General features: G+C 44.2%; 22 protein-coding genes and 1 pseudogene. 7 read left to right on the top strand and 16 right to left on the bottom strand.

Annotated features, from left to right (window positions below):
• Window positions 1-166 precede the first annotated feature (166 nt).
• On the top strand, window positions 167-1,453 hold the full coding sequence (locus GC093_RS05210) for a glycoside hydrolase family 18 protein (RefSeq protein WP_171650807.1): 1,287 nt from the start codon (window positions 167-169) through the stop codon (window positions 1,451-1,453).
• 15 nt (window positions 1,454-1,468) lie between these two features.
• Window positions 1,469-1,570 (top strand): annotated as a pseudogene (locus tag GC093_RS36825) (S-layer homology domain-containing protein); the annotation flags it as partial.
• A gap of 217 nt (window positions 1,571-1,787) precedes the next feature.
• Here GC093_RS36825 and GC093_RS05200 read toward each other — a convergent pair.
• The 4 genes from GC093_RS05200 to GC093_RS05185 form a co-directional block, all read right to left on the bottom strand.
• Window positions 1,788-1,988: a twin-arginine translocase TatA/TatE family subunit gene (locus tag GC093_RS05200; RefSeq protein ID WP_171650806.1), complete on the bottom strand. Its 201-nt coding sequence runs from the start codon at window positions 1,986-1,988 to the stop codon at window positions 1,788-1,790.
• A gap of 69 nt (window positions 1,989-2,057) precedes the next feature.
• Window positions 2,058-2,786: a twin-arginine translocase subunit TatC gene (gene tatC, locus GC093_RS05195; protein WP_171650805.1), complete on the bottom strand. Its 729-nt coding sequence runs from the start codon at window positions 2,784-2,786 to the stop codon at window positions 2,058-2,060.
• 36 nt (window positions 2,787-2,822) lie between these two features.
• A complete protein-coding gene (locus tag GC093_RS05190) occupies window positions 2,823-4,544 on the bottom strand; it encodes a GMC family oxidoreductase (protein ID WP_171650804.1) in 1,722 nt (573 codons plus the stop codon).
• 51 nt (window positions 4,545-4,595) lie between these two features.
• Window positions 4,596-5,372, bottom strand: a complete 777-nt coding sequence (locus tag GC093_RS05185; RefSeq protein ID WP_171650803.1) for a gluconate 2-dehydrogenase subunit 3 family protein — start codon at window positions 5,370-5,372, stop codon at window positions 4,596-4,598.
• A 370-nt stretch (window positions 5,373-5,742) separates the two neighbouring features.
• On the opposite strand from GC093_RS05185, the gene GC093_RS05180 reads away from it, so the two are divergent.
• Window positions 5,743-6,507, top strand: a complete 765-nt coding sequence (locus tag GC093_RS05180) for an ABC transporter ATP-binding protein (protein ID WP_171650802.1) — start codon at window positions 5,743-5,745, stop codon at window positions 6,505-6,507.
• A gap of 75 nt (window positions 6,508-6,582) precedes the next feature.
• Here GC093_RS05180 and GC093_RS05175 read toward each other — a convergent pair whose 3' ends face one another.
• Entirely contained in the window at window positions 6,583-7,488 is a 906-nt protein-coding gene (locus GC093_RS05175) for a LysR family transcriptional regulator (protein ID WP_171650801.1), read from the bottom strand.
• Window positions 7,489-7,606: 118 nt separating this feature from the next.
• Between GC093_RS05175 and GC093_RS05170 the strand changes: the two genes are divergently transcribed.
• The 3 genes from GC093_RS05170 to GC093_RS05160 are packed head-to-tail and all read left to right on the top strand — an operon-like array spanning window position 7,607 to window position 10,466.
• Window positions 7,607-8,641, top strand: a complete 1,035-nt coding sequence (locus GC093_RS05170; protein WP_171650800.1) for an aliphatic sulfonate ABC transporter substrate-binding protein — start codon at window positions 7,607-7,609, stop codon at window positions 8,639-8,641.
• 20 nt (window positions 8,642-8,661) lie between these two features.
• On the top strand, window positions 8,662-9,654 hold the full coding sequence (locus GC093_RS05165; protein ID WP_171650799.1) for an Ldh family oxidoreductase: 993 nt from the start codon (window positions 8,662-8,664) through the stop codon (window positions 9,652-9,654).
• Window positions 9,655-9,683: 29 nt separating this feature from the next.
• Entirely contained in the window at window positions 9,684-10,466 is a 783-nt protein-coding gene (locus GC093_RS05160; protein ID WP_246313561.1) for an ABC transporter permease, read from the top strand.
• A gap of 84 nt (window positions 10,467-10,550) precedes the next feature.
• Here the strand turns inward: GC093_RS05160 and GC093_RS05155 are convergent, their stop codons facing one another.
• Window positions 10,551-12,272, bottom strand: coding sequence for a methyl-accepting chemotaxis protein (locus GC093_RS05155; protein WP_216624510.1), 1,722 nt, complete (start codon window positions 12,270-12,272; stop codon window positions 10,551-10,553).
• Between the two features lie 179 nt (window positions 12,273-12,451).
• Between GC093_RS05155 and GC093_RS05150 the strand changes: the two genes are divergently transcribed.
• Window positions 12,452-12,613, top strand: a complete 162-nt coding sequence (locus GC093_RS05150) for a hypothetical protein (protein ID WP_171650797.1) — start codon at window positions 12,452-12,454, stop codon at window positions 12,611-12,613.
• 48 nt (window positions 12,614-12,661) lie between these two features.
• On the opposite strand, the gene nfsA is transcribed toward GC093_RS05150, so the two are convergent.
• The 10 genes from nfsA to GC093_RS05100 all read right to left on the bottom strand — a co-directional run bounded on the left by nfsA (window position 12,662) and on the right by GC093_RS05100 (window position 23,461).
• Window positions 12,662-13,405 carry an oxygen-insensitive NADPH nitroreductase gene (nfsA, locus tag GC093_RS05145; protein WP_171650796.1) on the bottom strand — a complete coding sequence of 248 codons (744 nt, stop codon included), beginning with the start codon at window positions 13,403-13,405 and terminating at the stop codon, window positions 12,662-12,664.
• Window positions 13,406-13,498: 93 nt separating this feature from the next.
• Window positions 13,499-14,374 (bottom strand): hypothetical protein, encoded by an 876-nt coding sequence (locus GC093_RS05140; protein ID WP_216624509.1) that lies wholly within the window; start codon window positions 14,372-14,374, stop codon window positions 13,499-13,501.
• A gap of 16 nt (window positions 14,375-14,390) precedes the next feature.
• Window positions 14,391-15,605, bottom strand: a complete 1,215-nt coding sequence (locus GC093_RS05135) for an ABC transporter permease (RefSeq protein ID WP_171650795.1) — start codon at window positions 15,603-15,605, stop codon at window positions 14,391-14,393.
• Window positions 15,606-15,607: 2 nt separating this feature from the next.
• A complete protein-coding gene (locus GC093_RS05130) occupies window positions 15,608-16,315 on the bottom strand; it encodes an ABC transporter ATP-binding protein (protein ID WP_171650794.1) in 708 nt (235 codons plus the stop codon).
• A gap of 74 nt (window positions 16,316-16,389) precedes the next feature.
• On the bottom strand, window positions 16,390-18,093 hold the full coding sequence (locus tag GC093_RS05125; RefSeq protein WP_171650848.1) for an alkaline phosphatase: 1,704 nt from the start codon (window positions 18,091-18,093) through the stop codon (window positions 16,390-16,392).
• 329 nt (window positions 18,094-18,422) lie between these two features.
• Window positions 18,423-19,481, bottom strand: a complete 1,059-nt coding sequence (locus GC093_RS05120; protein ID WP_171650793.1) for an Ldh family oxidoreductase — start codon at window positions 19,479-19,481, stop codon at window positions 18,423-18,425.
• Window positions 19,482-19,524: 43 nt separating this feature from the next.
• Entirely contained in the window at window positions 19,525-21,033 is a 1,509-nt protein-coding gene (locus GC093_RS05115; RefSeq protein WP_171650792.1) for a tripartite tricarboxylate transporter permease, read from the bottom strand.
• Window positions 21,034-21,046: 13 nt separating this feature from the next.
• Window positions 21,047-21,496 carry a tripartite tricarboxylate transporter TctB family protein gene (locus tag GC093_RS05110; protein WP_171650791.1) on the bottom strand — a complete coding sequence of 150 codons (450 nt, stop codon included), beginning with the start codon at window positions 21,494-21,496 and terminating at the stop codon, window positions 21,047-21,049.
• A 42-nt stretch (window positions 21,497-21,538) separates the two neighbouring features.
• Window positions 21,539-22,558, bottom strand: coding sequence for a tripartite tricarboxylate transporter substrate binding protein (locus GC093_RS05105; RefSeq protein WP_171650790.1), 1,020 nt, complete (start codon window positions 22,556-22,558; stop codon window positions 21,539-21,541).
• Between the two features lie 30 nt (window positions 22,559-22,588).
• Complete coding sequence (locus tag GC093_RS05100) at window positions 22,589-23,461, bottom strand: prephenate dehydrogenase/arogenate dehydrogenase family protein (protein ID WP_171650789.1); 873 nt, start codon at window positions 23,459-23,461, stop codon at window positions 22,589-22,591.
• Between the last annotated feature and the right edge of the window lie 60 nt (window positions 23,462-23,521).

Genomic DNA, 23,521 nt, shown 5'->3' with positions numbered 1-23,521 from the left:
TACCATATAGTTACAAATCGTTATGAACCCTTTTACAAGTTATTGCACATAAAATGGTTGGGAACCCCTTGTATAGACAGACACCCATTTGGGCTATTCCGCATATCTTATCCAATAATGAAAATATCGTGATTTTCAAATTTATTCATTACGAGGAGGGGGAACCATGCAAATTCACGTCGTGCAACAAGGCCAATCACTCTACCAGATTTCAAATGCGTATGGGGTGACGGTTAAAGAAATAGCCGATGCAAATGAAATTTCTGTAGAAAAATCGCTAGTCGTAGGACAGGCATTAGTTATTCCTATAGTCGGAAAATATTATTATGTGCTGTCTAGTGACAGTCTATATAGTATCGCTCATAAATTCGGCGTCTCAGCTCAAACGTTAGCATCAGTTAACCACTTAAGGGAGAATCAGCCTCTAACCGTGGGGATGCGGCTCTACATTCCACCGGCACCACGCCGTAAAGCAGAAATTAATGCCTATCTCGAGCCTAGAGGAAATGCAATATCTTCCGAGCTGCTGCAATCGGCAAGGGATACCGCACATTATTTGACCTACCTGGCACCCTTCAGCTTTCGAATCAACCGCGACGGATCTTTGCAAGCGCCGCCTTTGAATGGGCTTGAGGCGATTGCTCAGCAGCATAATGTCACCTTAATGATGGTTGTAACCAATTTAGAGAAGGACCAGTTCAGCCCTGAGCTGGGCTCCGTCATTTTGAATGATCAAGAGGTACAGAATCATTTATTCGATACTATAATACGAACAGCAAAGGAACTAAATTTTCAAGATATCCACTTTGATATCGAGCATCTGCGTCCGGAAGATAAAGATGCCTATAACCGTTTCCTTCGTAAGGCCTCCGGCTTGCTGCACCGCGAAGGCTTTCTGATGTCAACGGCTCTAGCTCCAAAAACAAGCTCGACTCAAACAGGAGCATGGTATACGGCTCATGATTATAAAGTGCATGGAGAAGTTGCTGACTTTGTTGTCATTATGACCTATGAGTGGGGATATAGCGGAGGACCCGCCATGGCTGTTTCGCCTATAGGTCCGGTGCGTAAGGTTTTGGAATATGCGATCAGTGAAATGCCTGCTTCCAAAATCATGATGGGGCAAAATTTATACGGGTATGATTGGACACTGCCGTTTGTACAAGGCGGTCCATTTGCCAAAGCTTTAAGTCCGCAAGCTGCCATCGATTTGGCAAGAAAACAGAATGCGCAAATTCAGTACGATTATGTAGCACAAGCTCCGCATTTTACTTATTGGGATAGCTCAGGCAAGCAGCACATCGTTTGGTTTGAGGATGCGCGTTCCATTCAAGCCAAGTTTAATTTAGTGAAGGAATTAGGTCTACGTGGGATCAGCTATTGGAAGCTTGGACTGAGCTTTCCGCAAAATTGGCTGCTTATCGAGGACAATTTCAATGTGGTTAAAAGATAGCTTTGGGCTCAAGACGCAGCAGCTTCGCTGCTTTCCGAATCGATCATCAGCGGTATCGATAGTCAAAGAATTGCACCTAAGGAACAAGCAACACGAGCACAAGCGCAGTGCTGCTAAGCAGAATGATGAAGCTTTCTGCATTAATGGACTAACTTTAACAAATCATTATGCACTAATAATCATCCGAGAGCTGCCCCAAAGTCGTAACGACGGGGCAGCCTATTTTTTTAGGAGAAATAACAAATGCAGAAAGGAGCCTGCCCCCATATGGGCCATGCTCCTTTTGTGTAGCTTAGTTAATTATTTACAGTTAATGGAATTATCCTGACTGCTCTTAATTAAGCTTCTTAACTTCGTTCGATGCCGCTTGCTCCGGCTGATCTGTATCCTCTACCATACCACGAGTGGAATTGCGGAACTCGCGGAGCGTATCGCCGAATGCTCTTCCAAGCTGAGGCAGCTTGGAAGGCCCAAATAAAATTAACGCGATGGCCAATATAAGCACCAGCCCTGAAACACCGATATTGTTAAACATAGTTTTATCCTCCTATGGGTTTCGCTTTAGCGAAACCTGCATCGTAAGCCTAACCTTCTCTTGTACGGATCAACCGTTGGCCGGGCTTTCCTGTGTCATACGCCACTGTCTGCCCGAAACGAAGACGCTAATCTCAAACAGCATAAATAAGGGAATCGTAACCGACAGATGAGAAAGCATGTCCGGCGGTGATATACATGAGCCAAGGATAGCCAGCCCTACGTAGGCGTATTTGCGCCCCGTCTTTAATCGTTCAGGCGTGAGCAAGCCGATTCGTGTCAAAAACAACATGACGACAGGAAGCTCGAATGCCGCTGACATGGGGAGCACAACATCGAACAAAAACGAAAAATATTTGTCAATGCCGTACGTTTCCACAGCTCCAATGGTACTGTTCATATTTTTCATAAAACGGAGCATCATCGGAAATACGACCAAATAGCTGAACGCAAGCCCGACTAAAAACAGCATAAATGACGCTGGAACATAAGATAGTGCGCCCTTCGCTTCCTTATCCGTTAAGCCTGGACGAACGAATGCCCATAGCTGGTAAAGTAGGACTGGCAGCGTGAACAGAAGCGCAAACAGCAAAGCACACTTCATGTATATCAGCAGCCCATCCGTGAAAGAAAACACGTTCCATTCGATGCCATCTGCTCCAGGCTGTGATTTGATAAACCGCAATATGCTAGGCGAGACGTACAAGCCTACGCACAAAGTCGCTACAAACCACCCAAATACGAGCAGCAGCCGTTTACGCACTTCCGTAAGGTGAAAAATCCAATCTTCCTGCTCCATGCTCTACCTCACACCCATTCGAAGGAATGCTCACCGTTATACAACGATTCCGCCCTGCTTCATGTATTTGGAAACCCCTTCAGCTGCCCTATATGCAAGAGCTCCTACCGTTCCCGTCGGATTATAGCCGCTGTTGTGAGGAAATGCGGAAGCCCCAACGACAAACACATTTTCAACATCCCACATTTGCAAGTAGTTGTTTACTGCTGATGTCGAAGGATCGGAGCCCATGATAGCGCCACCCGTATTATGCGTAGATTGGTAAGGGACAATGTTGTAAGGCCCTAACGTACTGTTCGATCCTATCGTTGTTGGATTCATTTCCTTCATGATCCCTGCTGCCTTCTCTGCTACAAACTTGATCATTTGTCGGTCCTGCTCTTCAAAGTCAAAAGTAATTCGCATAAGCGGCAGCCCATAAGCGTCTTTGTATGTAGGATCCAAATCCAGATAGTGATGCTTCCACGGCAGACTGCTGCCCTGTACACCCACATTCAAGACGCTGTTCGCGTACTTGATTGATTTCTGTTTAAACTCTTTTCCCCAAGTAGGAGTTCCCGCCGGTACCGAATTATTGGCAATCGGCCGCAGTCCCGGCTGCGCGAAGCGAATACCGGCTCCATGGATAAAGTTGAGATTGCTATGATCGAAGTTATCCCCGTTGAAATCGGGAATTTCCATCCCTAAAGACCCAGCTCCCGCGTAGGTGTTAAATTCCTTGTCATCAAAAAAGCCTGTCGCACTACCTCCATTCGTTTGGTAGGCATAGTTTTTACCGATAACTCCTTTCCCCGTAGCAGGATCATAGGGCTGACCCAATTTGGAAGTTAACAGCAGCCTGATGTTATTAAATACATAGCCCGTTAGAATAACAATATCGGCTGGCTGTTCGTACTCCTCACCCGTTATTGTGTTTACATAAACAACACCGCTCGCTTTTTTACCGTCATTTAAGACCTTGATAACATTCGAGTAGGTCCTCAATTCGAAATTTCCGGTTTTATGAGCTACCGGCAATACCGTTACTACAGAGTCAGCCTTCGCTCCATATTCACAGCCAAACCGCTCGCAAAACCCGCAATATTGACAGGCTGCACGAGTAATGCCGTCAGGATTTGTATACTGCTCAGATAGATTAGCCGAAGGCCACATATAAGGATGGTAACCAAGCTTCTTGGTCGCCTCCTCGAACATTTTAATAGTCGGTGTTCGAATCATCGCCTTAGTTGGAAAAGGGTTTGCTCGCTTACCAACCATCTCATTTTGTTCGGGATCACCGGAAATTCCGGCCATTTTCTCAAACTTTTCAAAATAGGGCTCCATTTCATCGTAGGTAATGCCCCAATCCTGAATTAACATCCCGTCTGGTATTTTACTTTTCCCATAACGCTCAACCGTCTTACTGTAAATTTGGAAATCATAGGGGAGAAATCGGAAGGTTTGTCCGTTCCAATGCACACTCGCTCCGCCAAGCCCCTCTCCAAGCAGGAAGGAGCCGTGCTCCCGCATCGGCACTGCCGCTACCTTCTCTGTATTACGGAAGGTTATCGTTTCCTTGGCCAGATCCTGCATCAGATCCAGCCTTTGCGCATAGCGAAGCTCATCATGCACCATGTAATAATCTTCCGTACTGCGCGGCTTTCCTCTTTCCAATCCCACAACCTTGACGCCCTGTTTGGTTAACTCAGCGGCAAGTATACCTCCTAGAAATCCCATCCCAACTATAACGACAGGAACCTTTGGCATTTTAGTAGCCATGATGCATGCCTCTCTTCTGTTTTGTTTGTCTGTAATGTTTATTCAGCAAAATTAATGAGTTGCAAAATGATCGTGGAGACTGCGAGGCTCCATGAGAACAAACTCGCTTTTTTCCATAATCTCTGTGTAAACCATCTGATTACCAGGATATTTACGCATCTTCCAGCCCATCATATTCTTGTTTCCGCCGTACACGGGATCAGAATAGACCCCTTCAAGGGTCACTCTGCGCAATAAATTAAAGAAGGTTTTACCTGTGACCTCGTTAATGACCAGAATCTCGCCTTTATCCATAGAGGTTAGGATAGCATCCTTCTCTTCGTCGGTTAGGTCGATAAACGATTTCGTATACTTCTTCTTACTCGCCTCTTCCATAGCTTGAAGCCCCATAGTAAACAACTCATTGCGCTGAATGATTTGATAATCTCCTTGGGTGACTTCCCCTTTAATAAAAGGGCCAATCCGATATTCACGGGCATTTATACCCCAAGGGCTAGCCATTTGATGGTCAATGAAAAATGCAACTCCCAGCTCTGCTGCCCCTGGTCCGATGTCATCCTTAGGATAAATTCTCTCAGCCGCCGCTTCTGTTATTTGCATCTGAAACTGATTAAAGTACATGGGTGCTTGATTGAAATCTGCCGTCTGCGTTGCCGCACCAGGAGTTGTTGGCGCTGGTGCTGGCGCAGCCGGATTTTTACGAAATCCACCGGCGATTGCCCCCCCGATTACTCCACCCACAACAGCTCCACCGATAGCAGTCCCCGAATATTTAAGAAACTTCCGACGAGAATCACTAGGCGGCTGTTCATTACGCCGTTCCGCCATATAAATACCTCCTTTAATTGTTTAGTCCAATTATTTTTTTGTAAAATTGGTATTTGTAGGGTTATTTTGAACAAAGGCTGAACATTTTATGCAACCTATTTATATAAATCGCCAAACATATTTTTCGATAGACCAAATAAAAGAAGCCCACTATTTTTACAATAGTAGACTCCTTATTTGGTATGATGAATTTAGAGATTTACCTGGCAAGGATAGAAATTCTCCAACAAAATTTACCTTGACTTTCTCTAAAACTTAAATTAAGATTTCTTGTCATATGAACTATCATCGATAATACCCAAACTGCCGTCTCCTCTTAGCGTATAAGAATGACACAAGTTTAATCTCCTACACATGAGGTGAAGTAAGCATGGCAACCGTGAAGTTTATGAATGTGAACAAAACATTTGTTTCCAAGGAAAGTACTGTCCAAGCACTCCGTGAGGTCAATCTAGAACTCAAGCCGGATGAATTTGTTGCGATCATTGGTCCAAGCGGCTGCGGAAAAAGTACGCTGTTGAAAATAGCTGCAGGGCTAGACACCAGCTTTCAAGGTTCTGTCCTTATAGACGAGCAGTCGGTTACCAAGCCAAGTATTGAAAAAGGTTTCATATTCCAAGAGCACCGGTTGTTTCCGTGGTTAACCGTTGAGAAAAATATCGCAGCTGATTTGTCTTTAAAGGATCCTGCCGTCCGCCAAAAGGTGAACGAAGTTATTGAATTGGTTAAGCTAACCGGTTTTGAGAAAGCTTTTCCTAAACAACTTTCAGGCGGGATGTCCCAACGAGTGGCAATCGCTCGCGCGCTTATGCGTCAGCCTCAGTTACTTCTTCTCGATGAACCCTTTGGAGCACTCGATGCCTTTACAAGAAACCATATGCAAGAAGCGCTGCTGGACATTTGGCGTGAAAACCGTATGACGATGCTGCTTGTAACTCATGATATTGACGAAGCTATCTTCTTAGCCGATCGAATTGTGGTTATGGAATCCAAGCCTGGAACGGTTAAGGAGATTATTTCCATCGATTTGCCTCATCCACGTGCTCGCGTCTCCACATCATTTATGGAATATCGCAAACGCGTTTTATGGGCTCTAAGTGGATATGAAGATCTAGAACCCACTTACTCTATTTAAAATAATACTAAGCTAGCTGCAATTATAAGCGCCACTTCCATCCGATTTGCCCCTGCGGCAGGTCGGATTTTTTGTTTACTTTTCCAACAGGTGAATTTCCCTCATTAAATACTTCAAAAATACTTGGTGCGTTCTAGGAAAATGCTGCTTTTTAGAGCGCGCACACCCGAAGGTTACGCTGTTGCTGTCATCATTCACGAGCGGAATCGCCACAATTTCCCCACTGGAAATAAGCGGATCCTTCTTAATGCTAAATTCTATAAATATACCTATCGCAGCGCCCTCTGCTATGGTCCTTTTAAGTACCTCTTGATTGTTGGAAGTAAAAATGATGTTGACGGGACCATACTTTTCCTTGAATTGCTTCATATAGCGATTTGAAAAGCTGCCATTAATACTAACAAAGGGTTGATTCACTAAATCCTTGCGAGTAACGCTAGCTTTGGAGGCAAGCCATGAATGTCTGCTTACGCAAACAACCACACGTGATTCAATCATCTTCGTTAACCACAGTTCATCCGTCACGCCAGGTTCATGATTTAAATAAATCAAGCCCATATCCGTCTTATTTTGTTTAATATCCTCGATAATATCGGTCGAATCCTTCTCCGTTATTTCTAAACGAACATAAGGATAGTGATTTTTAAACGAGACAATAGATTTGGGGAGTATCGCCATGAAATTGGGGCTTACCGAGAGGCGAACTTCACCTTCAATGTGGTCATTCTGCATAAGCACTGCATCTCTTACATCTTGAATTTTGATGAGCGCCTCATTCGCTTTATCAATAATAATTCTCCCGCGATCTGTTGGGACAGTTCCTGATCGGGTCCGTTCAAACAATTCAAAACCTATTTCACTTTCCAGCCTCGCTAGAGCTTTGCTTATTCCAGCCTGAGAGACATGCATGATCTCAGCCGTTGTAGAAATCGATCCGGTTCTGGCAATATTAACAATATATTCTAGCTGCTCAATATTCATATCACAACCCCTTTTAACCATAACCTTTAGTTATATAACCATAACACATAGTTACTATACTTGTTTACTCGGATATAGTAAAGTTTAGATACTTTAAGATTCGAAAAGGAGATTTATTATGAGAAAATCACAAGTATCCACTCTAGTTTTATTCCTAAGTCTTATACTTATTCTAGCAGCATGCGGCAGTAAAACAAGCGATACTAAATCCACTAGCTCTACCCCGAGTTCACCTCAAGCGCAAAAAGAAGTTGTCGTGAACATTGGCGTTCAACATGCAGTGGCTCCTCTTGTATTGGCACAGCAAAAGAAATGGTTCGAAGAAGAATTTGCTAAACATAACGCGAAGGTCAATTGGCTTGAAGTGCAAGGCGGCCCACCACAATTTGACGCCATTCTCACCAATCGCCTCGACCTAGCTGTAACGGGTAATACTCCTGTAATTACTGCTCAAATGGCGGACATACCGTTCAAAGAAATTGCTGTTGGCAGCACAGGCTCGAAGAATAATGCCCTGCTAGTACCAAAAGGCAGCTCGATTAAGGGTGTTGAACAGTTAAAAGGCAAAAAAATCGCCGTTGCAAAAGCTACTAGCGGCTACGATATGTTGTTCCGTTTGATTGATAAAGCAGGTTTAAAAGCTACTGATGTTCAGATTATTCAGCTTTCAGCAGATGAAGCGAAAGCCGCTTTCATCGGAGGTTCGGTTGACGCTTGGAGCATAGGAGAGCCTTACTTATCCACTACTGTGGTTAATGACGGAGCTACTGTATTGGCAGACGGATCGAATATTAATTATATCAGCCCGGCCTTCCATGTTGCCCGCACTAAATTCGCTGAAGAACACCCTGAGCTTGTAACCGCCTATTTGAAAGTTCTGGAAAAAACCTTGATTTGGCAAAATCAAAACCTGGATGAAGCTGTTAAGATTTATTCCGAAGGAACCAAGCTGAATGCAGATGTGGTTAAATCCGTAATCAAAAATGTCAGCTTCGCAACGCTGCCAGTATCCGATCAATTTGTGAAAGGGCAGCAAGAGCTAGCACAATTTCTACTCAATGAGAAAGCCATTAATAAGTTAGTTGATCCATCCAAGGTTGTTGACAATACATTCATTAATAAAGCATTAGAAGATATTAAAAACAATAAATAACACCTCGAGGTGAATCTATTATGAGTAATGTAACTCTTCCTATTCAAGAGCTAAGAGAACTAGGCAGACAAGTTCTGCTTAAGCATGGAGCAACCAAGCGTGAAGCCGAAATCGTAACGGAAGATTATTTGGACGCTGATTTAAGAGGCCGCTTCTCTCACGGCTTCACCTACTTTAGAAATGCGGTAGAAGCTTTCACAGACAAAGGAGTTTACCAGGTAGGCCCTTTTGATGGCTCCTATATGCATATTACCGGCAACAGCGACTTAGGGCATATCGTAGCTCGCGAAGCCATTGATCTTGCAATACCATTCTTACCTGATCGCAAGATGATATCCATTGGCCTAACTGACATTACAAGGTTCAACTGTTCAGGAATTATTGCCAGATACGGCGCTGAGCAAGGTGCTGTAACGCTAGTATTCGCTTATGGCGGGACAAGCGTTATGACTCCTCCCGGAGGCATGGCAGCAGCGGTCAACAATACACCGCTAGGGATTGCCATTCCCCATACAGATCCCTTGTTTGTTCTAGACATGGCGACCTCCGAACGTGCTTGGGGTCATGTGACTCTGGCCAAGTATAACCAGGAAACCATTCCGAACACTTGGGGCGTTGATCAACAAGGACAGCCTACAACGAACCCAGCGGAAGTGAAATATTTATCACCTGTCGGAGGTTATAAGGGCTTCGGATTAGCTCTGGCATTCGAAATGCTTGGAGGCGCTTTGGTCAATGTTCCTATCGGCTCCAAAGGGCCAGGAAAAAGCAGAGGTGCTCTCATTCAATTAATCGATCCTACCATATTTGGTCATACGGTAGAATCCTTCCGCGAGCAAGTAACCGGATTTCTTGGAGAGATCAACGCTGTACCAACTGTAGATCCAGACCAATCCATTACTTATCCAGGTCAAGCATCCGAGCAGCGATATCGTGACCAGCTAAACTCAGGCGTCATTACCGTACATGAATCTGTTATTCAATATCTTCAAAATCAACTTAAAAATGATTAAAATTAGACTACCATTGAAGAGGGCTTTCTATGAAGACTCGCGAGCATTATAAGAAATATATGTACGGAATCATATTGCCTGCCATTATCTTAACCATTTGGCAATTGGTTGGATCGCTTCATCTGGTTCCTCCTCAATTGCTTCCTACACCTGTTGAAATTGTCAAAGCTTTCATAACCTTATCCGGTGATGGTGTACTATTTGACAACCTTTCCGTTAGTATTTATCGTGCTATTGTCGGTTTTGTAATCGGAGGCGGTCTTGGCTTAATATCAGGATTACTGGTTGGTTTTTTCAGGAAGACCGAATATACTTTGGATCCTACCTTACAAATGATTAGAACCGTACCCCATTTGGCCATCATGCCACTATTCATTCTATGGTTCGGATTTGGTGAGTTTTCTAAAGTATTGCTGATTGCAAAAGGGGCTTTTTTCCCACTCTACCTTAATACTTTTCTCGGTATCCGCGGGATTGACTCCAAGCTATTCGAGGTCACACGGGTTCTTGAATTCAGCCGGTTCAAGCAAATAACCAAGCTTATACTGCCTTCAGCGATGCCAAACATCCTGCTTGGTCTTCGACTCTCCCTTGGTATGGCCTGGTTAAGCCTCATTGTTGCTGAATTGATGGGGGCCAACTCTGGAGTAGGCTATATGATCTCCGACGCGAGACAATTTGCCCAAACCGATGTTGTTTTTGTCGGCATTGTAATTTTTGCACTTGTTGGAAAACTGACGGATTCCCTTGTTCGTAAGCTCGAGGATCGATTGCTGCGTTGGAGAGACAGTTATGATGGAGCCGATAAATAATCCATAGTCCACACTTTGAACATCTTCAGATGACAAAAAGAGCTTCAACCGAATATCTCGGTTGGAGCTCTTTTAAATATTTTACTATAATTTAAATTTTTGGATCAGCAGCTCCAGCCTCTCTGACATTTCTTCCAGCTTTTCAGAGGATACGGATATTTGCTGCATAGCTTCCATTTGCCCTTCGGCCGCTCTCGCTATTCCTTGAAAATGCTCCGAGGTATTTCTTGAGAGTCGGTCCATCTCATCAGCGGATGCCATGACTTGCTCGGCCCCAGCAGCGATCTCCTCAGAGACAGCTGAAACCTCTTGAACCTGCTGCGCAACCCTCTCCACCTCAGACTGAATACGTCCAAATGCATTTCCGGCATTCCTCACGATAACAAGTCCCGACTCCACTTCATTCGTGTCCATGTTAACCCCTTTTACAACCTTGGCCGTATCCTCCAAAATGTAGCCAATCAGTTCGCCGATCCTGGCTGCCGATTCCTCGGACTGAACCGACAGCTTGCGGACTTGATCCGCTACGACGGCGAAGCCTTTTCCATGCTCACCTGCTCTTGCTGCTTCAATTGCTGCATTCAGCGCCAACAGGTTTGTTTGGGCAGATATGTCTTTTATTACATCGACAATTTGACCGACATGATCCGAACGCTCGGCCAACTGCTCGATATCCTTAGCCATTAGATGGGACGAAGCTTGTATCGATTCCATCTGTTTCAACGCCTGGTGCACAAAATCGTTGCCGATTCTGGCAGCATTCGTAGCTTCCTTGGAAGCCTCGGCAACTACGGATAACGAGTCAGCAATACGTTGAACGCCAGCACCGACTTCATCCACGGCCCGTGCAGTTTCGCCACTTCGCTGCTCCTGTGTCCTTGCAACATCTACAGCATCCGATAAATAACCCGTTATTTGCTCACTGGAGGCACTTGTTTCTCCCGAACTCTCCGCAAGCACTTGACTGGACTGCTTCATATTATGAGCACTGTTTTGGATTTCCTGAATCATATCTCTTAGAACAAAAATCATTTTTTGAAAGGCGTCAGAAAGTCGGCCAATTTCATCCTTGCCCTTCACTTCCGTCTTCGCTGTCAAATCCCCACCTTGTACCTTCTGTATTTCACGGGTTAACCGAAGTATAGGAGAAACGATCATTCGAGAAAATATGTAAATAATAACAATCGAAACTAGTAAAATAGCCCCTGTAATGATCATCGTATTTCTTTTATTATCGCGAAGCAGCTGATAAACGGTTGATGCGTCAAAATCAGCGCCGAGAACCCCCAGCAGCTCGCCCGAAGATGACTTAATAGGAACATAAGCAGAAACCAGAGCTCCGTAAGGCTCAATCTCCGTCAACTCTCCAACCTTAATTTCACGATCCGTGAACGCCTTTATCTGGACTTCACCCATGCTGGTCTCAACCTTACCCAACGGGGAAAAATCTTCTCCTTTGGCATCAAGAGGCATCCCGTCAACGATATAATAATATTCCGCAGCATCCCCTTTTTTCCGCTCAGCCATGGTATATAAATACTTCAAGTTATTGGCTTCTCGTATATCATTCAGCTTTAATCGGAGTTCTTTGTAGTATGCATTTTCACCCTTCTCCGGTTTGATATCGCGGTATTTCTCTATATCGATCTGCTTGGAGGCGTACTGCGCAATGCTTCTTGCCTGCTCTCCTAGCGATCGTGTGATTAGACTGACCGAGGATGTGTAGATCACGTAGCTTAATAATGAACCTGACAATAAAATAATAATGGAAAAAACCAGCATAATTCGTAGGTGAAGGCTTTTCAATGAATGTCTCCCCTTAACTTTATAATTTTCCTGTTTATTTTACTATAATTAGACCATTTGTACTATATAGTTCTTGTTCAATTAAGTAGCTTAAGAGAACAAAGGCATGTTCCGTCCGAGTGAATCGATTACGAGAGAGGAGCTGGCTGTGATGTTGAACCGGGCGATTTCGTATACAGGTGCTGCATTACAACCTGTCACTGCAAAGCCATGCTAGTCTTGAAGCAGAAATTCTCGTTGGCGATGAGCATGGCAATATCAGGCCTGAATCCAAGGCTACTCGTGCTACAACCGTTGAAATGCTTCAGAGATTGTTAAAAGCACTTGCTTTCATTTCATAGGAAAAAGGCCTAACCTTCGCCGGTTAGGCCTTTTTTTCTGCTAATCCATTAATCTCTGCCAAACCCCTGCTTCTCCAGAAAGCTTTTCATATGGAGCCGAGCAGGGGTTTTCAGCTTATTTGCCATGTCCTCAGTCCAAGTCGAGGTTCTCTTCCCCCCTGTACGAAGGGTCATATACTCCTTCATCGTACGGTCGTAGTCCTCGACAGGCTGCATCATGCGGTCAGGGTCGTATGTATTCTCATGCAGCACCGCATCTATCGGCAAACGAGGACGCGGGGCCGACTGCTGATCGGGGTACCCGATACACATGCCGAATACCGGGTATACATATTGCGGCAGCTTGAGCAGCTTGGATACTTCCGCGATATGATTGCGAATGCCCCCGATGTAAACAATGCCCAGGCCCATCGACTCCGCTGCAACCGCGGCATTCTGCGCGGCCAATGATGCATCTACCGTGGCAACGATCAAATTCTCCGTTGTGCCTATATAAACAGGCTCATCCTGTTCATGTTTGCCGTATGCCTCGCGGAGCCGATACATATCAGCGCACCATACGAGAAACAACGGACACTCCACGATATAAGAGTAATTAGCGGATAGGACGGACAATTGCTGCTTCATCCCTTGATCCGTTACTCGTATGATGCTGTACGCCTGCACATTGCTGGAAGTCGAGGCACTCTGTGCCGAGGATACAATGGCATGAAGCTGCTCGTCGCTGACAGGCTGCTCTGTGAATTTGCGAATGGATGTGTGTTTCTTTAAAAGTCCGATAACCTCGTTCATACTCTTCATCCCGCCCTACTTCGTAAGATGTTATCCTTTGTTAACCATTATTTAGGATTCCACCGTTGAAAGCAAGTTAGTACTTGGTTCAATTTATTCTTTTATTTTTTCAAATTTTGCGTCATACAGCCTGAACATCGTCTTATAACCGGACTCATCGACTTTTATCCCGACATCCAGTCTGCCTGTAATCTTTAAAGGACCTGTAGTGAAGCGGAGCTTATCCCCTTTGGGTAAGTACACGATCATGATTTGGTTCCAATACGTTTCATCCCCGTTGTCAAAAGGGCACTCTGCTCCTGGCTGAGGTATTAGCAGAAACCAGTTTTTCTCCATCGACAGCACTTCACCCATATAGCCTTTGATTTCCACTTGTTTGCCGCTTAAATCCCAAAACTTATTGGAGGGAGTCGTCTGCTTGTCGTTATCAAAAAATTCCGCCCACTTAATCTCGGATTGATTAGCGCTTGCAGCCTGCTTCTTCGCAGGTGCTGCTTCTTGCTTCTCTTTCTCGGTGACTTTCTTTTCCTCAGGTGCAGCTTCGTTCAGAGGTTCGCTGCTTTTTACAACTGCCGAAGTCTCTATAGCCTGCTTAACTGCCAGTTCAGCTTGTTTCACAGGCGGATCCGATTGCTTTGCTTGCTCCGGTTCTTTGGTTCGTTCCTGCTCTTTAGTTTGCTGCTGCTCTTCGGCCTTCTTCGGTTCTTTAGGTGGAACAGTCGAGGCTAATGCAACATTGTTGTTCATCGCTGGAGCATCGGCCGAAGCAGCTGGTTCAGCTTTCTTCAGTTCCGGTTTCTCGACAGCAGGCTTCTTATCTTCGGAAATAGTTGGGCTGGCAGAAGCCGTTTTTTGCGGCTGAACTAACGGCAGTGCTTCGGAGAAACTATGTGCTTCCTGCTCAGAAGCTTTATTTCCACAAGCAGACATAAGAACAGCAAGCCCTACAATCACACTTATCCACTTCATGATGTTCGCCTCCTGGTTAGCTTCTAAATAATTGAAGAGTTTCGACCTTGTACACACGATAAGCCGGACCTACGGATGCTAGAATGCCTAGCACAATTGTTCCTACTACTAAATAAAGCTCGGTGGTTTCGATAGCAAACGCATTAATATGAATACCGGAGAACTCAAACATCATATTACTGCCCAGGTAGCATCCCAAGTGTCCAATAAGAACACCTAATACCAGACCGATGCTTGTGATAAGCAGTCCTTCGCCAATTAACGTAATCCATATAAAAGCTGCCGATTTGCCGATCAATCTTAATAAGCCAACATCCTTCTGTTTCTCATGAATAGCCGCAACCAAGGACAGCGCAATAGAAATGGTCGCGAGCAAAATACATAACACGGTCACGACTGTAATTAATTCAGTCCCTCTGTCAACCATATTTACAACATCCGCAACTACTTTACTTGTATAAACCGCTTGGGTATTATTCAGCTTGTCATATTCCAGCTTAATAGCTTGAGTACCACCCAAAGACTTCGGCTTGACTAAAATGGCTGTTATTTCCTTCTGCTCTGCTTTCTCATTGTGATGAACATTCCAAGCATAGTCGAGGGTTGTAAACAGCGCCCGATCATCCGCACTATTCAGAGTGGGGAGGATACCCACTACCGTATATATAAATTGACTGTGCGCTTCTTCTTCCTCTGCCTCATGATCCGTATGCTCCATTTCTTCAGCTTCATGATGTTCAACGAGTCCGTGTCCGCCTTTGAAGGTATCTCCTATTTTCAAGCCTGCCATCTTCGCAACATGCGAGCCTATAACAACCTCTCCGAGCTGATTGTACAGCCTTCCTTTGGCCAGACTTCGTTCACCGTATCTTACTGGAAAATAGGCGGGCTCGATGCCGACAATGGGGTAGCCGTTATAATTATCTCCGGTAGTCATAGCAAAAGCTTTGTCCACCTCTTTATTACTCTGCAGCTTTTCTAGAACAGGATGAGGGATATTTCCTGTTGGTGTGCCCACATGATACAGCGAGTTTAAGACCAGCTGAGATTCACTCCCGGCCGCTCCGACAATCAATTCAAAAGGACCATATCCCTTCGTGGCACCCTCTTCAATTCCCGCTTTGGCAAGCATAAGAACAACTACGAGCGCAACCGTCAGCGACACCGAAATGATGGTCAAAAGAGACAACGTCTTGCGATATAAAATGTTTCTCCATATAAGATTCAACATGGCTAGCCTGCCTTTATTTCATTGGTTATGTTCTTCGATATATCACGCTTTACAAGCGAATTGATTTCATTAATGTGAATAGTCTTTTGAAAAAGCTCAGATAAATGCAAATCATGAGTGACAGCGACCAAAGTGCTTCCTTCTGCATCACATAAATCTATTAGTAGAGACATAATCTGGCTAGCTGTTTCAAAATCGAGGCTTCCCGTAGGCTCATCGGCTAGAATGAGAGACGGCTTGTTGATCAACGCCCTTACGATAGCTATACGCTGCTGTTGGCCTCGGGATAATTGGGCCGGTCGATGATCCTTTCTATCCAGCATGGCTACTTTCTCTAACCATTCATGAACCCTTCTTTTTCGGTCTGCTTTAGGGATATGCGTTGGAAGTACAAGCTCAATATTTTGCTCAGCGCTTAAAGAAGGGATCAGATGAAAGTCCTGAAAGATGTACCCAATTTTCTCAGCTCTGTATTGATCGCGAGCCGCTTCAGACAATTCATGCAAAAGCTTATGATCAACGCTTATGCTGCCACTATCCGGTTTAAGAATGCCGCTTAACAAATGCAGCAGCGTGCTTTTGCCACTTCCGCTTGGTCCAATAATGGCAACTCTTTGCCCCTGCTCTATTTCCCAATGCGGCACATCAAGTATCGGCAAGCTCTTGCCATTCAACAAAAAGGTTTTGATAACACGGTCCATTATGATCATTCAGCTCACCTCAAGAGTAAAACAGGAGAACTCTATTAGTTCTCCTGTTTCGGGTTTAATTAGCCGCTATCGACTTATTTTAAAATCAAACGTTCGGATAAAGCATCCCATTTCATGCTCGTGCCTGTCAGTTGGTTGAATGCATCGAGCGACAAGTAAAGCGTTCCATTATCCAAGTTAGCTGCAAGTGAGGATTCTTTGCCGTTAAGCGTCACACTGTTGTTCTCTACGTTAACGATCAAGGTTTGTGCGTCCTTAGTAACTTTTACACTGCGGGAAGCTTCGTCCCAAGCTACTGTTGCTCCCAATTTGGCAGCCAAAGCTTTTACCGGATAAAGAACAGCGCCTTCGCGAGTAATTTTAAACTTAGGATACAAGTATTTGGCTTGCATTTCAGCGGATGCGCCTGCCAGATCAAGACCAACAACTTTAGCCCCTGCGAATGCGATTTGTGTGTTATCGATGTTGCCTTTTACCATATCAGCAATCGGACCGTAAGCCCATACGCCAACATCAACCGCGGAGTGACCATGACCAGCCCAACCAACTAACAATCGTTTGGACACTACTGCATTGTATGCTCCCTCTTGCTTATAAGAGGAACCATCACCTTTAATAATAAACTCAGCTTCTTCATCGCTTAAATCAGTGATCCAAGTATTTTCAGAAACGATAGCGCGAACTTCTTCAACGGTTTTGGCTTTAGCTAGAGCCGCGTTGATAAACTCGGAGGATTTCTTTTGCTTACCCCACAAATCAATGTTCAGCTCGTAGATGTTATCACGGGACAAGGATAACCCGCCTGTTTCATGGTCAGCTGTTATAACAACGGATGTGTTGCCATCCTTCTTAGCAAAATCCATAGCAACCTTCACGGCTGCATCAAAATCCAAAGCTTCTTGTACTGCAGTAGGGAAGTCATTTGCATGGGAAGCATGGTCAATACGTCCGCCCTCGATCATCATTACAAAACCATTTTTTTGAGCAGATAGAATTTCAATAGCCTTCTCCGTCATGGCACCCAGACTTGGGATCGTATTGTCACGGTCAGGCGTATAAGCTACATGGGATCTACCGAACAATCCAAGAGCTTTTTCATTCTTAGCAGTCAAAGATTTTAAGCTGTCTGTATTTTCAACGACTTTATAGCCTTTTGCTTCAAAATCGCCAATAATTCCTTTATCTGCACGTTTACCCTTCTCTTCTTTACCTACAAAGAAATCTTTACCGCCACCAAAAAGTACGTCAACGCCACTGTCCAAATATTGAGATGCGATGGCATTTTCGTTATCACGGGAGCGTACATGGGAAGCATATACAGCCGGAGTAGCATGCGTAATTCTAGCTGTAGTTACAAGACCTGTTGCTTTGCCTTTCACTTCAGCTGCTTCAATAATTGATGCAAACGGCTTGGACACATCTTCATTCGAAATACTGATACCTGCATTGTATGTTTTGTTACCTGTTGCAAAAGCAGTTCCTGCAGAAGCCGAATCCGTTACCGCACCGGAAACGAATACTCCGCCATCTTCGCCTGGGTCTGCATATGTAGTGGCTTGGCCGACATAATAGCCATCCAAATTTAACTTATCTTTACCAAGTGCAGCTTTGGAATAGTAGCGAGCCGCCGTAACCTGTGCAGGACCCATGCCGTCTCCGATTAATACAATCAGGTTTTTGGATGCTGTTGCTGGTGCTGCTGGTGTTGCAGTTGTCGCTGGTTTTGCTGAGTCTGTATTCTTAACTTCTTCCGCAGCACTGGATAATTGAATAGGCATTATAGATAGAAGCAAGCTGGTAGCAAGTAATCCTTTAGTAAGTTTGTTCAAAACAAAATCCCCCCAGATAAATTAATGTATGTTCAACTAATATCCTAATATAAATTGGCTGCCTGATTGTCAACCGATTGTAAACTCCAGTTTAAGATTATATTAAGTTGCTAAGATAACGCCCCTGCTGAACACATAAAAATAACCGATCGCATGTAGCAATCGGCTATCTCCTTTTTAATTTCCATCCAATCCGGCTGACCATCTGAAGCTCCTAGAGCTTTCTTAAACCAAGATTCTTGTTAATAAAAGCGATCATTCTTTCGAATACCTTCACTTTAAAATGGACTCACTATACCATAACGATTCCCCACAGCCTTAAGCTCTTCCAATACCCTAACACTTAGAGGAATTCCGTTTTGTTCCCTCTCCGCCATCTTTTCATATTCAATTTCTCCGGGCAAATAAATTCTATCAAAACCGTCGGCCAAAGGAATTTGACGTATTTCCCTAATCATTTGATCGATGCGTGTTGTAAATTCAACCAACGGTTCGAACAAGTCGGCGCGCATAGCCAAAAAGAATTGGCCTACATTTTGATTTCGATCCAAATCTTTATATAAACTGCCGATATAAGGACCAAATGCCGCTCCAGTAAGAAGCCCTGATAAAATATCAACCAAAAATGCAAGACCGTATCCCTTGGGTCCCCCTACAGGAAGCACTAACCCGCCATCCAATGCCTCACCCGGATCCGTTGTAGGCTTTCCCTCTTTGGATATGGCCCAACCAAGTGGGATTTGTTGATTATTTTTGTGTGCCAACGTAATTTTCCCTCTTGCAACAACACTGGTCGCCATATCAAAAATAATATCCTGCTCTTCTCCCGCAGGTACGCCGTAAGAGAACGGGTTAGTACCAAAGAATCCCTTCTTGCCACCCCAAGGAGCCATATTAGAAGGTGCGTTCGTGGTAGCGATGGTAATACAATTATTCTGGGCCGCATATTGTGTGTAGTCTGCCAGCATACCGCAATGACCGGAGTTTTTGATTCCTACAACGGCTAGCCCTGTTTCTTGGGCCTTCTGAACCGCTATCTCGATACCTTTCGATGCCAATACAATACCTAACCCGTTTCCACCGTCAATTAACATACTTGAGGGAGATTCTTTTTCTACCTTCACTTCTGTCTTCTTTCCGTCAATGCCGCTATCTAATCTGCTGGTATAAATATCGACCCTGCTCACCCCATGGGAATCCACTCCACGCAGGTTCGCAAGCACAAGGTGCCTAGCAATCGTTGCCGATTGTTCCTTATCTAATCCGGCTTCTTGAAAAATATTATGCACATATAGTTCAAGAACTGTTTTTACAACTCTATGGCTGTTCTCTGCCATTGTTCCATTCTCCTATTCCCCATTATGCGCTTTAACGAATTATTTACATCTCAACATCTTCGGTAATGACACGTTTATTTTTTATCGAAGCCACAATGCTAAAGAGCATGGAAATGATGGCGATTGATAATATTGTGCCGGAAATCGGTCTCGTGAAGAACCCGAAAAAATCGCCTTTAAAAATAGTTAAAGACTGTAGTAAAGTTTTCTCTAAAAGAACACCCAATACATAAGTCAAAATAATTGGAGCTAATGGAATCTCCGCTTTTTTAAATAAATAGCCTATGACTCCAAACACCAGCATTGCTCCTACATCAAACATGCTATTATTCAGACTGTAAGTTCCCACAATCGTGATGATGATAATAATCGGGAAGAGAAGCTTAAAGGGAACCATCGTAATTTTTGCCCACAAATTGGCCATAGGCAGGTTCATAATTAACAGAATTGCGTTGCCGATAAACATGCTGGCGATAATCCCCCACACTAAGTCTGGGTTTTTCTGAAATAACGTAGGTCCCGGAGTCAAGCCATGCATGATAAAAGCCCCTAATAACACCGCAACGGTAGGAGAACTTGGAATCCCCAACGTAAACAATGGAATTAATGCGCCACCACAATAGGAATTGTTGGCTGTCTCAGGACCGGCAACCCCTTCTAAGGCACCTTTTCCAAACCGTGACGGATTTTTGGATAACTTCTTCTCCATGGAATAGCTAAGAATCGTAGGAATGACTGAGTTGGTTCCCGGAATTAATCCGATAATGAAGCCCAAAATGCTTCCCCTGCCAATAGCCTTCATGGAAGGGCCCCACTCCTCCTTTCTAGGAAAAAGTCCTTTCACCTTAGGAGGCGCTGCGGCTTTCCCTTTTAAGCTTTCCTCGGCATTCAGAAATAGTTCAGAAAGCCCAAACATTCCCATTGCAATCGATATAAAATCAATACCCTTCATCAATTCCGTTTGTCCGAAAGCAAATCGAATGATGCCAGAGCTTTGATCCAGGCCAATAAACGCTAAAGATAATCCGAAAAGGGCTCCAATGACGCCCTTCAGTAAAGATTTCCCCATTAATCCAATAAGCAAGGAGAGTCCCAAAATCACCAAAGCAAAAAACTCAGGAGGCCCAAATTTAAGAGCCTGCTTCGCTAGAAATGGTCCGATTAATACTAAACCTACGATGGAAACAATCCCGCCGATGAAAGAACCGATGCCCGCGATACCGAGAGCTGCCCCCGCTCGACCCTGCTTGGCTAAGGGGTGACCATCAAGACAGGTAATTAACGAGGCGGCCTCCCCTGGGGTGTTGATCAATACCGATGTGATCGTCCCGCCATACATGGATCCATAATAAATTCCAGACAACATGATAATCGCGGAAACGGGCTCAAGAGCAAATGTCAATGGTAAAAGTAGTGCCGTTCCAGCTGTAGGACCCAATCCTGGAAGGACGCCAATGAACATGCCGAATGAGACCCCCACAAGACAATACAGCAAGTTTTGCCAAGTAAGCGCTGTCTCGAACCCCTGCATTAAGTAACCTAATGATTCCATTATATTCTCCTCCTTACCAGCCTAAGTCATTTACAGGTAACGGTACCTGTAAAATAATACCGAAAACCCAAAATACGATGGAAGCTATCGATGCGGAGAGTCCTAAACTCCAATACCATTTATAACCTCGCATAAACAGGAGAAATAAGGTTATCGTACTACCAATTAAAAATCCTGCAAAAGGCACTATTATCATGAAAAGAATTAACGATCCTACACATACCAAAACATTAATGAGTCCCTCGCCTTTAGGTAGAATCTGAGAAAAAAGAATAATGTCTTTTTTGATTGCAATCACAAGATAAATGAGGGACAAAACGAAAATGAGTCCGCTCACCCACAACGGCAGTAGCCCGGGACCCGGGCCGTACTCGCTGTAATAATCCATCGATAAAGATTCATAAAACATTATTCCGCTAAAAAGTAGAAAGAAAACAGCCATGCAAACGCCTAAATTTTTCAAATGATGCACTTCCTTTGATGAGTTATAATTACGCTCCGAAGTTTACCAACCCAACAAACTCTTCAGTTCATTTACTCCTGTTTCTTCCTTCTGCAGCATTTTCTTAAAGTCAGCACCTTTGGTTGTATCAATATTAAGTCCCATATCACTCATTTTCTTAACGTGATCAGGGTTCTTCATGGCCTTTTCAAATGCCTCTTGAAGTTTTGCGACAATTTGCGGATCCATGCCTTTCGGTCCTGCTATACCCCGAATCGAATAATTTTCAATGTTCACACCGACAGCCTCATTTAATGTAGGCACATCAGGCAGTTGAGGAACACGATTCGGCATCATCACAGCCAGAACCTTTAGCTGTCCTTCTTTCATAGGTTCTACTACTTCTCCAACCTTAGCCATTAATATATCGACATGGCCTCCAAGCACACTTGTCAGCGCTTCCGATGTTCCACCAAATTGCACGGCTCTTAGTTTGGTTCCCAATTGTTTGTTCATTTGCAGTGAGGCAAAATGGTTACCGGAACCTACGCCGTTGCTGCTTGCGGAAAGCTCATTTTTCTTTGCATATTCAACCAATTCTTTCACATTCGAGAAGCGTTTATCATCGGCTTTAACTGCAATTACTCCTGCATCTAGTACATGGTTGACTATAAAATCAAAGCTGTCCAGATTCTCTTTTCTCTTGGCAGTCGGATTTACATAACCGGTAATTAGACCCGGCGTATTCACATAAGCAAGTGTGTAGCCGTCCGGTTTGGCACTTAGCAATTCTGAGTAACCAATCCATCCTCCACCACCCGGTTTATTCTCAACAACAACGGGGACTCCCAGTTCTTTCTCTAAAATTGGAGTCAAGAGACGTGCTCCCAAATCAGTTCCACCGCCTGCGGCAAAGGAAACAATCAGTGTGATTGGTTTTTTAGGATAATCTGCCTTTGTAGCGCTAGCCTGAGAACCTACTGGTTCATTACTTTTGGGTGCAATCGGAGATTTCGAGGTACATCCGATCAATGTACCCACAGCTAATACGCAAACCGCGGAAAATGCAAATAGTTTTTTCATTGTAATCCCCTTTTCTTGGAATATTTCCAATTAATGTTGTAATGCGTTAATGACATCCGACCAGTGGCTCGGCGTTTTCCCTTGAAACTTTTCTTTTAGATTGAACTTGGACAATCGTTGTAGTTTTTCTTTTGCCGCTTGTGACATGGTTGAATCGATACTTGAGGATTCCAGCATATCAATCGAGCCCTCCAGCTCAACAGCTCTTCTTACGGCATGGATGGAAGTTCCAGTTACCAATCTGTTCATCGTTTCCTCAAAGCTTTTGCCGTTCATCGTTTCGCTTAAGGAACTAATTACGAGTTCATCAACATTAAAATGGTTAGCAGCTTCCAGCATTTCAACTAATAGAGCAGCAATTCCTTTCATGTATATACTTCGAATTAATTTAACCGCAGAAGCATCTCCAGGAGTATCGCTTACTTTACTAATGTCCATTCCATATGGAGACAGAAGATCAATAAATGCGTCAGTACCATCCCCGCTTGCAAGTATAGGAACCTTATGTTTGTAAACTGGCAAAGGTCCCATCATGGCCGCGTCAACAAATGTTACCCCTTTTCCCTTAAGGTTGTCATGAATACTTCGCTTAACTTCCGGGTTGGAAGCAGATACATCCACATAGATACAGCTTTCTTCCAAATGTGGTTTTAGTGTATGGCTAACGTCATAAGCTTTGTCCGCAGGTACGGCAACAATCAAAATGTTTACCCGACTCAACACAGCCTCCGGTTCTTTCAACAAGCTTACCTGAGCTTTTTCGGCTCTTTCTTGAACTAAGGATCCGTAGGCAGGGTGGTTCCACATTGGATCATAAGCAACTATTTCCCCAAAACCTTGCTGTTTCAGCCCTATCGACAATTCAAATGCTGCCTCTCCAAATCCGATAAATCCTAGTTGCATCTCTATCTGTCCTTTCTACATGCTTGATTAAAAATGGTCACGCAAAACACCTGACATTTT

Source organism: Paenibacillus foliorum, assembly GCF_013141765.1.
GTDB classification, from domain to species: Bacteria; Bacillota; Bacilli; order Paenibacillales; family NBRC-103111; genus Paenibacillus_S; species Paenibacillus_S foliorum.
This window is presented reverse-complemented; position numbering and strand designations above follow the sequence as displayed.